This is a genomic window from Leifsonia sp. 1010 (genome assembly GCF_031455295.1).
In the GTDB taxonomy this organism is placed as follows: Bacteria; Actinomycetota; Actinomycetes; order Actinomycetales; family Microbacteriaceae; genus Leifsonia.
This window is the reverse complement of the sequence record NZ_JAVDSL010000002.1, coordinates 14580-29050: the sequence shown is the minus strand read 5'-3', so window position 1 is coordinate 29050 and position 14471 is coordinate 14580. Positions and strand designations below refer to the sequence as shown.

Annotated in this window: 13 protein-coding genes; 3 read left to right on the top strand and 10 right to left on the bottom strand. The window is 70.7% G+C overall.

Annotated elements, in window-relative coordinates; genetic code table 11:
- Positions 1 to 57: 57 nt before the first annotated feature.
- From J2Y42_RS10845 to pdhA, 3 genes are read right to left on the bottom strand one after another with little or no spacing between them, the layout of a single operon-like run.
- Complete coding sequence (locus J2Y42_RS10845; RefSeq protein WP_309858195.1) at positions 58 to 1488, bottom strand: dihydrolipoamide acetyltransferase family protein; 1431 nt, start codon at positions 1486 to 1488, stop codon at positions 58 to 60.
- Positions 1488 to 2498 carry an alpha-ketoacid dehydrogenase subunit beta gene (locus J2Y42_RS10840; RefSeq protein WP_309858191.1) on the bottom strand — a complete coding sequence of 337 codons (1011 nt, stop codon included), beginning with the start codon at positions 2496 to 2498 and terminating at the stop codon, positions 1488 to 1490. The genes J2Y42_RS10845 and J2Y42_RS10840 overlap by 1 nt, the downstream gene beginning before the upstream one ends.
- Positions 2495 to 3610 carry a pyruvate dehydrogenase (acetyl-transferring) E1 component subunit alpha gene (gene pdhA, locus J2Y42_RS10835; RefSeq protein ID WP_396427155.1) on the bottom strand — a complete coding sequence of 372 codons (1116 nt, stop codon included), beginning with the start codon at positions 3608 to 3610 and terminating at the stop codon, positions 2495 to 2497. Before pdhA ends, J2Y42_RS10840 begins: the two co-directional genes overlap by 4 nt.
- A gap of 244 nt (positions 3611 to 3854) precedes the next feature.
- Here pdhA and J2Y42_RS10830 point away from each other — a divergent pair, with 244 nt between their 5' ends.
- Positions 3855 to 4319 carry an Lrp/AsnC family transcriptional regulator gene (locus J2Y42_RS10830; RefSeq protein ID WP_018190453.1) on the top strand — a complete coding sequence of 155 codons (465 nt, stop codon included), beginning with the start codon at positions 3855 to 3857 and terminating at the stop codon, positions 4317 to 4319.
- A gap of 150 nt (positions 4320 to 4469) precedes the next feature.
- On the opposite strand, the gene J2Y42_RS10825 is transcribed toward J2Y42_RS10830, so the two are convergent.
- Positions 4470 to 6758, bottom strand: coding sequence for a polyribonucleotide nucleotidyltransferase (locus tag J2Y42_RS10825; protein WP_309858185.1), 2289 nt, complete (start codon positions 6756 to 6758; stop codon positions 4470 to 4472).
- Between the two features lie 344 nt (positions 6759 to 7102).
- On the opposite strand from J2Y42_RS10825, the gene J2Y42_RS10820 reads away from it, so the two are divergent.
- Complete coding sequence (locus tag J2Y42_RS10820; protein ID WP_309858183.1) at positions 7103 to 7582, top strand: hypothetical protein; 480 nt, start codon at positions 7103 to 7105, stop codon at positions 7580 to 7582.
- A 12-nt stretch (positions 7583 to 7594) separates the two neighbouring features.
- Here the strand turns inward: J2Y42_RS10820 and J2Y42_RS10815 are convergent, their stop codons facing one another.
- The gene (locus tag J2Y42_RS10815) at positions 7595 to 8353 is read right to left on the bottom strand and encodes a fructosamine kinase family protein (RefSeq protein WP_309859521.1); all 759 of its coding nucleotides are present in this window, start codon (positions 8351 to 8353) and stop codon (positions 7595 to 7597) included.
- On the bottom strand, positions 8350 to 8784 hold the full coding sequence (locus J2Y42_RS10810; RefSeq protein ID WP_309858180.1) for a VanZ family protein: 435 nt from the start codon (positions 8782 to 8784) through the stop codon (positions 8350 to 8352). Before J2Y42_RS10810 ends, J2Y42_RS10815 begins: the two co-directional genes overlap by 4 nt.
- 18 nt (positions 8785 to 8802) lie before the next feature.
- Between J2Y42_RS10810 and J2Y42_RS10805 the strand changes: the two genes are divergently transcribed.
- Positions 8803 to 10023 carry a low temperature requirement protein A gene (locus J2Y42_RS10805; RefSeq protein WP_309858178.1) on the top strand — a complete coding sequence of 407 codons (1221 nt, stop codon included), beginning with the start codon at positions 8803 to 8805 and terminating at the stop codon, positions 10021 to 10023.
- 291 nt (positions 10024 to 10314) lie between these two features.
- Here the strand turns inward: J2Y42_RS10805 and J2Y42_RS10800 are convergent, their stop codons facing one another.
- The 4 genes from J2Y42_RS10800 to J2Y42_RS10785 form a co-directional block, all read right to left on the bottom strand.
- Positions 10315 to 12381, bottom strand: coding sequence for a family 43 glycosylhydrolase (locus tag J2Y42_RS10800; protein WP_309858175.1), 2067 nt, complete (start codon positions 12379 to 12381; stop codon positions 10315 to 10317).
- A gap of 250 nt (positions 12382 to 12631) precedes the next feature.
- Entirely contained in the window at positions 12632 to 12901 is a 270-nt protein-coding gene (gene rpsO / locus J2Y42_RS10795; RefSeq protein ID WP_018190446.1) for a 30S ribosomal protein S15, read from the bottom strand.
- Between the two features lie 133 nt (positions 12902 to 13034).
- Positions 13035 to 13802 carry a VOC family protein gene (locus J2Y42_RS10790; protein ID WP_309858171.1) on the bottom strand — a complete coding sequence of 256 codons (768 nt, stop codon included), beginning with the start codon at positions 13800 to 13802 and terminating at the stop codon, positions 13035 to 13037.
- A gap of 70 nt (positions 13803 to 13872) precedes the next feature.
- Complete coding sequence (locus J2Y42_RS10785; RefSeq protein WP_309858168.1) at positions 13873 to 14469, bottom strand: TetR family transcriptional regulator; 597 nt, start codon at positions 14467 to 14469, stop codon at positions 13873 to 13875.
- Positions 14470 to 14471 lie beyond the last annotated feature (2 nt).

The window sequence follows — 14471 nt, the reverse complement described above, 5'->3', positions numbered from 1 at the left end:
CGCGACACACCGTCCGCCCGAGAGCGGGAACGGCGTGTCGCGTCAACCAGACGCTCGTCAGACGAGGGTGAGGACGGAGGCGGGGTCGGCGAGGATGCGGCCGATGTCGGCGAGGAAGCGGGACGCCTGCTCGCCGTCGACGATCCGGTGGTCGAACGTCAGCGCGAGGGTGAGCACCTGGCGGAGCGCGATGCCGCCGTCGTGCTCCCACGGCTGACGACGCACCGCGCCCACGGCGAGGATCGCCGCCTCTCCGGGCGTCAGGATGGGCGTCCCCGCATCCACTCCGAACACGCCGACGTTCGTGATCGTGATCGTGCCGCCGCTCAGGTCCGCCGGGGCGGTCCGACCCCCCCGCGCGGTGTCGGCGAGGCCGCGGATCGCGCCGGACAGGTCGCCGAGGGTCATGCCCTCCGCGTCGCGGATCACCGGCACCATCAGCCCGCGCGGGGTCGCCGCGGCGATGCCGAGATGCACGTACTCCGCCTGCACGATCTCGTTCGCGGCGTCGTCCCACCGGGAGTTGACCTCCGGGGTTCGCCGCACCGCCAGCAGCAGCGCCTTGGCGACGACGGCCAGCAGCCCCGGCCGCGCCTCGGCCAGCTCGGGCAGCGCGCGCAGCCGCGAGACCAACTCCATCGTCGGCGTCACGTCCACCGTCAGGAACACGGTCGCCTGCGGCGCACCGAACGCGCTCCGGACCATCGCGTCGGCGGTCGCCTTGCGGACCCCGCGGATCGGGATGCGCTTCTCGCGCGCTCCCGCATCCACCGTGGCCGCGCCGGCCGCTGTCACGGAGCCGCCCTCGCGCTGTTCGGCGTACTGCTGCACGTCTCCGCGCGTGATCAGCCCCCGGTCGCCCGAGCCGGTCACCGACGCCAGGTCGACACCGACTTCGCGCGCGAACTTGCGCACCGGCGGGGTCGCGCGCGGGCGCTCGGCCAGCGCGGTCGCCGTCGCGCCCGTGTTCGGGGCCGGCGAGGCAGCTGAGGCAGTCGCAGCCGCAGCCGTCTCGGCCATCTGGGCCGTCTGGACCATCTGGGCCGTCGCGACCGAACCGGCGCCCGCAGCCGCACTTCCGGCCACGGCCAACCCCGGCCGTGCCCGCCGCGCCGGGCGCGCACCCGACTCCGGCCGCGCGCCATATCCGACCAGCGTCGGCTCGCGCCCGTCCGGCGACGCCGACGGACCCGTCTCCGACGCGGGAGCAGCAGGAGCCGCCGGCGCGTCCCCCTCCGACTCCCCCGCATCCACCTCGAACGCCACGAGCGGCTCGCCGACGGCCACCGTGACCCCCGGCTCCACGAACAGGCGGGAGACGCGCCCGTCGTACGGCGCCGGCAGCTCGACGAGAGCCTTGGCCGTCTCCACCTCGGCGATGATCTGGTTGAGCTGCACGGTGTCGCCGACGGCGACCTTCCAGGCGACCAGCTCCGACTCGGTCAGTCCCTCGCCGAGGTCGGGAAGCGCGAACTCGCGGACGGCCATCAGTCCTCCACCCCGCTCAGCGAGTTCGGTCGGTCCATGGCGCGGTCGATGCCGTCCAGGATGCGGTCCAGGTCCGGCAGGTGCGCCGACTCCAGGCGTGCCGGCGGGTACGGGATGTCGTGCCCGGTCACACGCACCGGCGCGTGCTCCAGGTGGTAGAAGCACCGCTCGGTGATGGACGCCGAGATCTCGGCGGCCAGCCCTCCCGACAGCGCCGCCTCATGCGTCACCACGAGACGCCCGGTGCGCTTCACCGACGCGACGACCGTGTCGAGGTCGAGAGGCGACAGCGAGCGCAGGTCGATGACCTCTACCGACACGCCCTCGTCGCCCGCGGCCACCGCCGCGTCGCGCGCGAGCTGCACCAGTCCGCCGTACGTGACCAGGGTCACGTCCGTGCCCTGCGCCAGCACCCGCGCTGTGCCCATCGGGCGCGCGTCGGCGAGCGGGGCGTCCTCATCCACCTCGCCCTTCGCGTGGTAGCGGCGCTTCGGCTCGAAGAACAGCACCGGGTCGTCCGACGCGATGGCCTGCTGGATGAGCGTGAACGCGTCCTGCGGATCGGACGGGCTGACCACTCGCAGCCCGGCGGTGTGCGCGAAGTACGCCTCCGGCGAGTCCGAGTGGTGCTCGGCCGACCCGATGCCGCCCGCGAACGGCACCCGGATCACGATCGGCATGCGCACAGCGCCCTGCGTCCGGTAGTGCATCCGCGCGACCTGGTTCACGATCTGGTCGAAAGCCGGATAGATGAAGCCGTCGAACTGGATCTCCACCACCGGCCGGTACCCGCGGTACGCCATTCCGACCGCCGTGCCGAGGATGCCGGACTCCGCGAGCGGCGAGTCCATCACCCGGCGCGGCCCGAACTCGGTCTGCAGGCCGTCCGTGACGCGGAAGACGCCGCCGAGGGTGCCGATGTCCTCCCCCATCAGGACGACGTGGTCGTCGGCGGCCAGTGCACGCCGGAGCCCGGCGTTGATGGCCTTGGCCATGCTCAGTGAGGTCATCGTCCGTCGCTCCCCACGAAGGTGCGCAGGTAGCGCGAGTAGTGGTCGCGCTGGCGGGCAAGGCCGGTGTGCGGCTCGGCGTACACGTTGTCGAAGACGGTGAGCGGGTCGGGGTCGGCGAGGGTGGTGATGCCTGCGCGCATCTCGGCCGCGACGGCGTCGGCCTTCGCCGCGATCGCTGCTCGGCGGTCGTCGGTGAGGGCTCCCTGCGCGTCGAGGTACGCCTCCACGCGGGCCAGCGGGTCCTTGCCGCGCCAGAGGTCGAGCTCCGACGCGTCGCGGTAGCGGGTCGGGTCGTCCGCGGTCGTGTGCGGACCCATCCGGTACGTCACCGCCTCGATGAAGGTGGGGCCGCCGCCCGAACGGGCACGGTCGAGTGCCGCGCGCGTCACCGCGAGCACGGCCAGCACGTCGTTGCCGTCGACGCGGACGCTCGGGACGCCGAAGCCGGGAGCGCGGTCGGCGATGGGACGCTGCGCCTGCAGCGACACCGGCTCCGAGATCGCGTACTGGTTGTTCTGGCAGAAGAAGATCACGGGTGCCGCGTACGTCGCCGCGAAGATCAGCGCTTCGTTCACATCCCCTTCGCTGGTGGCGCCGTCGCCGAAGTAGGCGACCGCCACGGCGTCGGTGCCGTCGGCTTGGATGCCGAGCGCGTATCCGGTCGCGTGAAGGGTCTGCGCGCCGATGATCACCTGCGGGGTGGCCATGTTGATGTCGTACGGGTTCCAGCCGCTCTGGGTCGTGCCGCGCCAGACGCGCAGCAGGTCGACCAGGCCGGCGCCGCGGCAGTAGGCGACGCCGTGCTCGCGGTAGCTGGAGAAGACGAAGTCGTCGGTGCGGAGTGCGCGCCCGGAGCCGATCTGGGCGGCCTCCTGGCCGAGCAGCGGCGGCCAGAGCCCAAGCTCGCCCTGACGCTGCAGCGCGGTCGCCTCGGCGTCGATGCGGCGGATGACCTGCATGTCCTCGTAGAGCGCGAGCAGCTGGTCGGTTCCGATGTCGGAGACCCAGGCGTCGTAGCGGTCGTCCTCGTGACGGACGCCGTCGGAATCGAGGAGGCGTACGAGGCCGAGATCACCGAGTCCGGCTCCGCCGAGCCGGAGCTCGTCCATGGCACCGAGGTCCGTGTGGGAGCCGCCCCGACGGGTGGCGGGCTGATTGTCGATCGTCACGGTTCACGCAACCTTCACTCTCGCGCCCGGCCGACGCTGCTTGTGGCGCGCACGACCGGCTTCCGGCCCCTTCGCCAGAATTAGGTGGAAGGCTACGCTGCGCGATCAGCGCGCACAACCATCGGCGTGTCGACCGTGCAGGATGCACTATCCGGCAGAGTCGACGACTGCTAGGTTTCACACTATGCGCAGCTTCGACAGCACCGACCGCCGCATCCTGCTGGCCCTTGCGGATGACCCCCGCTCGACCAATGTGTCCCTCGCCGATCGTCTCGGCCTGAGCCGCAACACGGTCCAGGCGCGGGTCGCCGAGCTGGAGCGCAGCGGAGCGTTCCTGTCGTTCGAGCGGCGCATCTCCGCCCGCGTCGCCGGCTACCCTCTGGCCGCCTTCGTCAATGTGCACGTGCGGCAGCAGCGGCTGGCGGCAGTCGTCGAGAGTCTCGCGGCCATCCCCGAGATCGTGCAGGCGCACGGGCTGTCCGGCCCGTCCGACCTGCTGCTGCGCGTCGTGTGCGTCGACGCGGAGGACCTCTTCCGCATCACCGGCATCATCCAGTCGACGGACGGCGTCGACCGCGCCGAGACATCCCTCGACATGGGCGAGCTCATCCCCTACCGCCTCCGCCCCCTCCTCACGCGCGACGCCTGACCCACACACGCCATCAGCTCCTGAGTTTTTCGGGCCGACACGCCGCATCCGGGCCGAAAAACTCAGGAACGGATGGCGTGGGCGCCGGGCCGGGGACGCACGAAGGCCGCGCCGACAGAGTCGACGCGGCCTTCGGTGAGGTGCGAGAGCTTACGCCTCGGCGGGAGCCTCCACGGGGGCGGTCTCGGCGGGGGCCTCAGCGGCCTCCTCCGCGATCACCGGGGCGAGCGACAGCTTTCCGCGGTCGTCGATCTTGGTGATCTCGACCAGGACCTTCTGTCCGACCCCGAGCACGTCCTCGACGTTCTCCACGCGCTTGCCACCGGCGAGCTTGCGGACCTCGGAGATGTGCAGCAGGCCGTCCTTGCCCGGGAGCAGCGAGACGAACGCGCCGAACGCGGCGATCTTGACGACGGTTCCGAGGAACTGCTCGCCGACCTCCGGGTTGGTGGGGTTCGCGATCGCGTTGACCTGGGCGCGGGCCGCCTCGGCCGAGGGGCCGTCGGTGGCGCCGATGTAGACGGTGCCGTCCTCCTCGATGGAGATCTCGGCGCCGGTCTCGTCCTGGATGCCGTTGATCGTCTTGCCCTTCGGGCCGATCAGCTCACCGATCTTGTCGACCGGGATCTGGACCGAGATCACGCGAGGCGCGGTCGGGGCCATCTCATCCGGACGGTCGATGGCGGCGTTGAGCACGCTCAGGATGGTGGTGCGGGCGTCCTTCGCCTGCTTCAGCGCGCCGGCGAGCACCGACGACGGGATGCCGTCGAGCTTCGTGTCGAGCTGGATCGCGGTGACGAACTCACTGGTTCCGGCGACCTTGAAGTCCATGTCGCCGAGCGCGTCCTCCGCGCCCAGGATGTCGGTGAGCGCCGCGTAGCGGGTCTCACCGTCGACGACGTCGGAGATCAGGCCCATGGCGATGCCGGCGACCGGCGCGCGCAGCGGCACACCGGCGTTCAGCAGCGACAGGGTGGAGGCGCAGACGGAGCCCATCGAGGTGGAGCCGTTGGACCCGAGGGCCTCGGAAACCTGACGGATCGCGTACGGGAACTCCTCGCGGCTCGGCAGCACCGGCACGAGGGCGCGCTCGGCGAGGAAGCCGTGCCCGATCTCGCGACGCTTCGGCGACCCGACGCGGCCGGTCTCACCGGTCGAGTAGGGCGGGAAGTTGTAGTGGTGCAGGTAGCGCTTGTGCGTCACCGGCGAGAGCGAGTCGATCTGCTGCTCCATCTTGAGCATGTTCAGCGTGGTGACGCCCAGGATCTGGGTCTCCCCGCGCTGGAAGATCGCCGAACCGTGGACGCGCGGGATGACCTGCACCTCGGCGTCGAGCGGACGGATGTCGGTGAGGCCACGCCCGTCGATGCGGATGCCCTCGCGGAGCACACGGCCGCGCATGACGACCTTCGACACCGACTTGTAGGCCGCGGAGAACTGCGACAGCACCTCGGCGTCGAGGACACCCGCCTCCACCTTCTCGGTGAGGGCGACCTTGACGCGCTCCTTGAGGGCGTCGTCGGCGTTCTGGCGCTCGATCTTGTCGGCGATCTGGTAGACGTTCACGAGCTCGTCGTAGGCGAGGCCGGCGACGTTGTCGTAGGTCTCCTGCGAGTAGGGCAGGAACACCGGGTAGTCGGCGATGGCCTTCGCGGCCTGCTCGGCGATGACGTTCTGCGCGCCGACGAGCTGGCGGATGAACGGCTTGGCCGCCTCGAGGCCCTGCGCGACGATCTCCTCGTTCGGCTTGACCGCTCCACCCTGGATGAGGTTCCAGCTGTTCTCGGTTGCCTCCGCCTCGACCATCATGATCGCGACGTCGCCCTCGGAGCCGTCCTCGTTGGTGAGGACGCGGCCGGCGACGATGAGGTCGAACACGGCCTCCTTCAGCTGCTCGGCCTTCGGGAAGGCGATCCACTGGTCCTCGTGGGTGCCGTTGCCGGGGATGAGCGCGAGGCGCACACCGGCGATCGGGCCGGAGAACGGCAGACCGGAGATCTGCGTGGAGGCGCTGGCCGCGTTGATGGCGAGCGCGTCGTAGAACTCGTCCGGAGCGATGCTCAGGACGGTGATGACGATCTGCACCTCGTTGCGGAGGCCGTCGACGAACGACGGGCGCAGCGGGCGGTCGATCAGGCGGCACACCAGGATCGCCTCGGTGGAGGGGCGGCCCTCGCGCCGGAAGAACGAGCCGGGGATCTTGCCTGCGGCGTACGAGCGCTCCTCGACGTCGACGGTCAGCGGGAAGAAGTCGAAGTTGTCCTTCGGGTGCTTGCTGGCGCTGGTCGCGCTCAGCAGCATGGTCTCCTCGTCGAGGTACGCGGCGACGGCGCCCTGCGCCTGCTGGGCGAGGCGTCCGGTCTCGAACCGGACGGTGCGGGTGCCGAAGCGGCCGTTGTCGAGAACGGCTTCGGCGAATTTGATTTCAGGACCTTCCAAGAGGTCTGTCTCCTTTGTTTAACGTCGCTGTCCCGTGTGGACGCGACTGTCATTCAAGGAGCAGGAACAGGCAGTTCGACACGTCGTGTGTACGCGGCATCCCATGCGGATCGCGTGGGCTGAGCCCGTCTGGCCATCAGTAGAAATACACGGTTGCGGGCCGCTCTCGCTGCCACCGCATCCGGATACCACCACCGAGGACCAGCTTCTGCCAGCCTGCTCCGGGTTCCTTCTCGGTATTGAGTTGGATGGACGGCGCTCGGCCGACCACCAGCATCCTATCAGTCGCAGCCCGTGCCAGGATGGACGGAGGCCGTCAGCGAGCCGGGACGAGGGGGATTCCGATGGGCGAGACACCACGGTCGGCGCACGCGTCGACTCTTTCGCGGGATGCGCTGCTGCCCGCCGTTCCCGGCGCGGCGATCCTCATCCGGGTGCGGCGGCTGATCAGTGCGACCGCGCTCGTCGCCGTCGGCTATGGCTTCCTGTCGAACGGCACCCGCGCCTTCTGCCCGGGCGCAGGACCGGCGGCCGACAGCTGCGTCAGCCTTCAGCTCCACCCGAGCCCGTTCGTGTTCGCGGCACTCGCCTTCGTGGTGTTCGTGGCGATCGGGCGCGTGCTGCGGCGTGCTCGCACCGAGGCGGACGCCCTCCGCATCCTCGATCGCGCTGCGCTCGTCGGCACCGCGATCGCCGGGGTCAGCCTGCTGATCGGCGTCGTGTGGTTCGGCCTGATCCCGCTGGAGTCGTGGAACGGCAGCGCGACGTACGTCTTCCCGTTCCCCTTCGCCTCCGTCGACCTGACGGTGACGCCCGCCTCCTGATCCGGGTGCTGCTCAGAGCGCGAGGGTCGCGCGCGCGGCGTCGGTGAGCGCCCGGCCGTAGGACGGCCCGTAGCCGGCGGCGTGCACGGCGAGCGGGTGGAGCTGGTGCAGCGGGATGCGGTCCCGCCAGCCCGCACGCAGCGGCCGGGCGGCGTCGTAGCCGGCGACGATGTCGTCGAGGTGCGGTGCGCCGAAGAGCTCGAGCATCGCGAGGTCGGTCTCGCGGTGGCCGCCGTGCGCGGCCGGGTCGATCAGCACGCCGCCGCGCGCGTCCCAGAGCAGGTTGCCGTTCCACAGGTCGCCGTGGATGCGCGCAGGCGGCTCCTCGTCGTCGAACTCCCCCGACTCCACGCGCTCGACGGCCGCACGGATCACCGCCAGCTGATCCGTGGTGACGCTCCCGGCATCCACCGCGATCTCCAGGTACGGCCGCACGCGGTCGCGCGCGTAGAACCGGCCCCAGCCGGCCTCGTGCGCGATGGGGAGCGGGCGCTTGCCGATGAACAGCGGGCCGTCCCAGCCGTCCGGTGGCGCACCGAACGCCACAGCCCCGGCCGCGTGCGTCAGCGCGAGCGCGGCGCCGAACGCCCGGGCGGCCTCCCCCGTCGGACGCGTCTCGCGGATGCGCTCCAGCTCGATCCGTCCGCGGCTCACGGCCGAGACCCGCACCACGCGCGCTCCCCCGTCCGCCTGCGGTTCGCCGAGCCAGCGGAGGCCGGCGGCCTCCGCCTCGAAGAACCCGTCGGGGGCGTCCGCCCGCTCCTTCGTCACCGTCTCCACGCGGCCACCCTACGACCGCCTCGGCGCGTGGGAAGGAGGAACGCGATCCCGACGCCCATGAGCGTGCCGAGCGTGTTCGCGAGCAGATCGCTCGGGTCGCTGAAGCGCGCCGGCAGGAACAGCTGGACGAACTCGATCACCAGCGTCGCGACAACGCCGATCGTGACCGCGAGCCACCAGCGCCAGCGGCCGAGCAGCAGCGTGAACAGCAGGCCCATCGGCACGAACATGAGCACGTTGGCCGAGAACTCGGCCACCGCATAGTCCACCCAGCCGAAGCCGGGAACCGCCGACACGAAGCGCAGCAGCGACCGCAGAAGCGGATTGCCCGCCGGATTGCCGGGTGCCGGGTTCAACGTGATCCACGCGACGACCGCCAGGTAGGCGACGGTGACGGCGGAGAGCACGGGACGGCGGCGCATCCTCCTATGCTGGCGCACATGACCAGCGCGTTCCGCATCCGGATGACCGGCCGCTCCACCGACGAGCGCCACAGGGTGTCGAGCCCGCTCGAACTGCTCTTCGACCTGACCTTCGTCGTCGCGATCGCGCAGGTGGCGGGGCAGCTGGCGCATGCCGGCGAGGAGGGGACCATCCTCGACCACCTGCCCCTCTACCTCATGGTGTTCTTCGCCATCTGGTGGGCGTGGATGAATTTCACCTGGTTCGCTTCGGCCTACGACACCGACGACGTGCCCTACCGGCTGATGACCCTCGTGCAGATGGGCGGAGTGCTGGTGCTCGCGGCCGGCGTCCCCGCTGCGTTCGACCACGAGAACTTCACGGCGATCATCGTCGGCTACCTGATCATGCGGTTCGCCCTCGTCGGGCAGTGGGTGCGCGCGGCGATCGAGTACCCGGAGGGGCGCAAGACGGCGATCCGGTATGCCGTCGGCGTCTCGGCGGTCCAGGTGCTGTGGGTGGCGTGGGGGTTCCTGCCGACGCAGATCGCCGTCGCGACCTTCGTTCTCGGCGCGCTGCTCGAACTGGCGGTGCCGCTGTGGGCGGAGCGGCCCGGGATGACGAGCTGGCATCCTCACCACATCGCGGAGCGCTACGGGCTGTTCACGATCATCGTGCTCGGCGAATCGGTGTCGGCGTCGGCCATCGGTGTGCAGAACGCGCTCGCCCAGTCCGGATTCAGCGCTGCTCTGGTGTGTATCGCGGTGGCCGGTCTGGTGCTGCTGTTCGCCCTGTGGTGGCTGTACTTCCTGGAGCCGGCCGCCGAGGGACTGCGGTCACGACGCAATCGGTCGTTCTATTGGGGGTACGGACACTACTTCGTGTTCGCGTCGCTGGCAGCGTTGGGGGCCGGGCTGGAGGTGGCGGTGCAGGCGGGCGCCGCGCACTCGGAGGCGTCGAACACGGCGGTGGAGTACGCGATGGCCGTTCCGGTCGCGGTGTTCCTCTTCATGCTCTACGTGCTGCACGCTCCGCTGGTATCGGAGGTGGTCATCCGGCCGGTGAAGACATTCGTCGCGATCGCCCTCGTGCTCCTCCTCCCACTGGCGTCGCCGGTGATCGGACTCGTCGGCGTCACCATCGGGATCGCGCTGGTCGCGGCGGCGCTCGTCGCGGTCACCCTGTTCGACCGGGCCGTCGCGGCGCGCCGCGGTGCCGTCACTTCCTCCGCGCCCGCGCCTCCCGCACCCCACGACTGACCTCCCCACATTCGTGCCGAATGTGCGTTATGGCGCCGCCATAACGCACATTCGGCACGAATCCCGCGCCTACCGAGGGTGGGGCTGCCGGAGATTTGGCGCAAATCTCGGTCATGTGAGCGCCATAACGATGATTTGGCGCAAATCGTGCGGGGCGACGGGGAGGCAGAGCCCTTGCCGGGATGCGGTGGGCGCGGGAGAGTCGTGGCATGAGCCACCGAGACGACCGCGCCGACCAGCTGACCACCGCCCCCTCCGCCGACGAGAGCGACGCCGACCCGCGGATCGAGGTCAGCGAGGGCTCGGAGGGCCGCCGCCGGATCGACGTCCGCGACGACGCGAAGGTCCGGCCGGGAGCGGACCCCGAGCACCGCTGATCCGCACCACGACGCCGGCGGCGACGAGCAGCGCCGCGAGTCCCGCGACCCAGGCGTCCGCGGTCGAACCGCTCGCGGCGAGTTCCGTGGTCGGGTTCAGCGCCGCCGAATCCGTCGTGCCTCCCCCGCCGCCGGGTTCTCCCGTCCCGGGCGCGGCGACCCCTCCGTACACCCGCACGTAGTCGAACGTCGTCGTGAACCCTCCCGCCGCCATTGACACAAGTCCCAACCGGGGCGGCGTCGCCTGCAGCGGTGTCGTCCAGGCGCCCGCCTCATCCCACGTCGCGCCGTCGTCCGCGCTGGTGGATGCGGTGTAGACGTTCTCCGTCGCGGTGTGCGTTCTGCTCAGCCGCAGAACGGTCGCCTCCGCCACCGGTCCGCCGACGGCGTTTCCGTACGTGGGATACCCCGGGCCTTCCGCCGTCTCGCGCTTGCCGAACTCGGTCTGCCGGGTCTCCCAGATGGAGGTGACCGAGAGTTTTACGAAGTCGGCGTCGTCCTCGTGGATGACCAGGCCGCCCTGCGCGTAGTTCTGGCAGCATCCCTCGCTCGGCACGGTGCTCGACACCCGCGTCTCGACGACGTAGTCACCGCTCGGGAGAGCCCGGAGGGGAAGTCCGGCGGCTCCCGCGTCGGGGCCCAGATCGGCCGCCTGGGTGTCCCAGTGCAGCGCACCCCCGGAGAGGGATCGTGTCGTCGCGCCGGGATCGCGTTCCCACGTCCAAGCAGGGTCCATCTCCGCGCCGTCGAACTCGTCCGAGTACGCGGGAAGCAGCGTTCCGCGGCTGGGCGGCGCGACGAACGTCGGCGCGTACGCCGCCGGATCACCCGCCGTCACCACCGGGGCGGGCTGCGGGGAGTCCGACGGCCCCGCCCCGCCCCGCACCACCGGCCAGCCGTCCTTCCAGTCGAGCGCATCCATCAGCACCGGACGTTTGGTGTACGTGCCACCGCCCGCGACGTACGGGTCGGTGCGGTCGACCGCGTGGTACAGCATCCAGCGCTGGCCGGTCGCATCGACCGCGCTCGTGACGTGGCCGGTACCGATCCAGCGGTTGCCGTTCTGGTGCAGCACCGGAGTGCCGCCGACGCGCGGGTCGAGCAGCAGTGCGCCGGTCCGGTCCTCGAACGGACCGGTCGGCGACGTCGAGCGTCCCGCGAACACGCCGTATCCCGTCAGCGGCCCCGAGCAGCAGTTGGTCGCCGAGCCGAGCAGGTAGAACCAGCCGTCGTGCTCGATGACGTGAGTACCCTCGTACCGATTCGGGATGGCGACCTGCACCTGGCTGGCCGGGTCCGAGTGCAGACCGTCGGCCGAGAGCTTCCGCACCGAGAGTCCGCCGTAGTAGCTGCCGAAGTACAGGTAGTGCTCGCCCGCGACAGTGATCAACTCCGGGTCGAACACCCACCTCCGGTCGGCGGGGTCCGCGCTCCCCGGCGCCGGCATCGGCTCCACCACCGCACCGCCCGAGTCGACCCAGGGCCCGGCGGGGCTGTCGCTGGTTGCGACACCGATCGCCGAGCCGCCGCCGGGCGCCACGGTGTTCGTCGCCGTGTAGTACAGCAGATAGTGGCCGTCGACGTACGCGACGTCGGGCGCCCACATGTCGCCGTCGCCGATCCAGGCGGGCTTCGTGGGCAGCGCTTCGCCGACGAACGACCAGTGCACGAGATCGGTGGAGCGGTAGGTCGGGATGCTTGAGAAGACGAGCGAGCCGTCGGGGTTGCGCAGCGACGAGTCGATGACGTCGCGCGTGCAGTACAGGTACCACGCCGGATCGGCCGGATCCTCCGAGCGGATGACGTCCGGGTCGGCGCACTGCTCGGCGAGCTTCCCGCCGCCCAGGTCGAGGGGCAGCGGGTTGCTGTACGTCGCCGGCGCGGCGGCGGGATGCGCGGGCGCTGCCGCGATCGCTCCCGCTGAAAAGGCCAGCGCTGTAATCGCGGAGAGGATGGACAGGGACAATCGGCGCGGGATCACAGCTCTCCTTCGAGACGGGACGTGCGCCCAACGCTACAGCGCTGTAAACGTTCCGCCAAGAGCATGAAAGCACCACATCCCGGCCATGAGCGAGATTTGGCGCAAATCGCGGTTATGGGCGCGCCGTAACCGAGATTTGGCGCAAATCGTGATCGGTGCCGGCAACGCAGAACGGGCCGCCACCCGAAGGTGACGGCCCGTCTGTAAGAAGTTCGCGGTGTCTATCGAAGACGCCGGCTTCCGGCTGCGGTTATCGACGCAGACCGAGGCGCTCGATCAGCGAGCGGTAACGGTTGATGTCGATGTCCGAGAGGTAGCCGAGGAGGCGGCGACGCTGACCGACCAGCAGAAGCAGGCCACGACGCGAGTGGTGGTCGTGCTTGTGCTCCTTGAGGTGCTCGGTGAGATCCTTGATCCGCTTGGTCAGGATCGCGACCTGCACCTCGGGGGATCCGGTGTCACCGGGGTGGGTTGCGTACTCTTCGATGATCGCCTTCTTGGTGTCTGCATCCAGCGCCATAGAGGGATCCCCTTTCTGCTCGTTGCGCGGTGCCCGGGGCCTGATGCCTGGGCTCTCTTGATCCGCGGCCGTTAGACGGCAACTGGAAGAGTCTACCAGAGCATCCGGGGCGCTCCCGCCCCGCGGCCACCGCTCAGGACGGCTCCGGTTCCGGCTCGAGGAGCGCGAATCCGGCGCCCTGCGGGTCGACGATCTCGGCCCACCGGCCGACGCCCGGAGCGGAGAGCGGTTCGGTGCGGAGCGTCCCGCCGAGCTCCGTCGCACGCACGATCGCCGCATCCAGATCGGCCACGTTGAAGTACACCAGCCAGTGGGCCGGCTCGACACCGTCCGACCGGTAGGCGCCCGCCACGCTCGTCTCGCCGACGTCGAACAGCCCGTAGGGCTCCTCCCCCACACGCATCTCGCTGATGCCGACGCCGAGCACCGACTCGTAGAACGGGAACGTCGACGCCGGGTCGGCGGCCACCAGCTCCAGCCAGTCCACCGCGCCCGGCTCGTCGCGCAGCCACGGGTCGCCCTGGTCCTTCCGCTGCCACAGTCCGAAGACCGCTCCGGCCGGATCGGCGACGATGGCCAGCCGGATGCCGGCGACCGGTTCTCCCGGCTCCAGCAGCACCGAGCCGCCCGCGGCCGTCACGGCCTGCGCCGCGGCGGTCAGATCGTCGACCGAGAAGTAAGCCGTCCAGCTCGTCGGCACATCGTCCGACGGGAGCGGGCCGAGCGCGGCGACGGGGACACCGCGTGCGCTGGCCAGCGCGAAACCGTTGGAATCGGCTGACGGCGCCGACACATCCCATCCGAACAGCGATCGGTAGTAGGTGGCGGCGGCGGGGTGGTCGGGGCTCTGGAGGTCGACCCAGACGGGCGTGCCCTGCGGGAATGCGTCTTCGATCGGCATGGGCTCACGCTACTCGTCGCCGGGCAGCGCGGCGAGAGCCATCCCAGCGGCGTCGAACAGCCGGATGCGGTCAGATGCCGCGCAGCACCTGGTCCAGTGCGGCCGCGACCACCGGGCCCGGCGGTCCGTCGTCGTGGCGCGCCCACCAGACGAGCGCCGAGAAGTCGGCCGACCCGATCGTGTCGGCGAGCACCTGCACGCGCAGTCCGTCCGGCTCGGCTCCGAGGCGGCGGGCGAGGAAATCGACGAGCATGCCGCGGTTCGCCGCGATCGCTGTGAGACCGAATCCGACGAGTGCGGGGTGCGTACCCATCAGCGCCATGCGCCGGCGGGTGGCCTCCTCGGCCTCGGGACTCAGGGTCAGCGACTCGGTCACCGCGCGCGCCAGCACATCCCGCACGGGCTCGTCGTCCTCCGCTGCGTCGAGCACGTCGTGCATCCGCCCGACCACCGGCTCGACGCCGCCCCACACCAGTGCCGGCTTGCTCGGGAAGTAACGGAACAGCGTGCGCCGCCCGATTCCCGCCACCCGGGCGATGTCGTCCATCGTGGTCTGCTCGTACCCGTGCTCGTCGAAATGCCGAAGGGCGAGCAGCGCCACCCGCTCGGGGTCGACGTCGGCCGGCCGGCCACGACGGCGGGGAGCGGGCGCATCCGGCGAGGTCATCC

Excerpts from the sequence above, each read along its gene's own strand:
- J2Y42_RS10845 (WP_309858195.1), bottom strand. The coding sequence starts at position 1,488 with ATGGCCGTCCGCGAGTTCGCGCTTCCCGACCTCGGCGAGGGACTGACC.
- J2Y42_RS10840 (WP_309858191.1), bottom strand. The coding sequence starts at position 2,498 with ATGACCTCACTGAGCATGGCCAAGGCCATCAACGCCGGGCTCCGGCGT.
- pdhA (WP_396427155.1), bottom strand. The coding sequence starts at position 3,610 with ATGGACGAGCTCCGGCTCGGCGGAGCCGGACTCGGTGATCTCGGCCTC.
- J2Y42_RS10830 (WP_018190453.1), top strand. The coding sequence starts at position 3,855 with ATGCGCAGCTTCGACAGCACCGACCGCCGCATCCTGCTGGCCCTTGCG.
- J2Y42_RS10820 (WP_309858183.1), top strand. The coding sequence starts at position 7,103 with ATGGGCGAGACACCACGGTCGGCGCACGCGTCGACTCTTTCGCGGGAT.
- J2Y42_RS10810 (WP_309858180.1), bottom strand. The coding sequence starts at position 8,784 with ATGCGCCGCCGTCCCGTGCTCTCCGCCGTCACCGTCGCCTACCTGGCG.
- J2Y42_RS10805 (WP_309858178.1), top strand. The coding sequence starts at position 8,803 with ATGACCAGCGCGTTCCGCATCCGGATGACCGGCCGCTCCACCGACGAG.
- rpsO (WP_018190446.1), bottom strand. The coding sequence starts at position 12,901 with ATGGCGCTGGATGCAGACACCAAGAAGGCGATCATCGAAGAGTACGCA.
- J2Y42_RS10790 (WP_309858171.1), bottom strand. The coding sequence starts at position 13,802 with ATGCCGATCGAAGACGCATTCCCGCAGGGCACGCCCGTCTGGGTCGAC.
- J2Y42_RS10785 (WP_309858168.1), bottom strand. The coding sequence starts at position 14,469 with ATGACCTCGCCGGATGCGCCCGCTCCCCGCCGTCGTGGCCGGCCGGCC.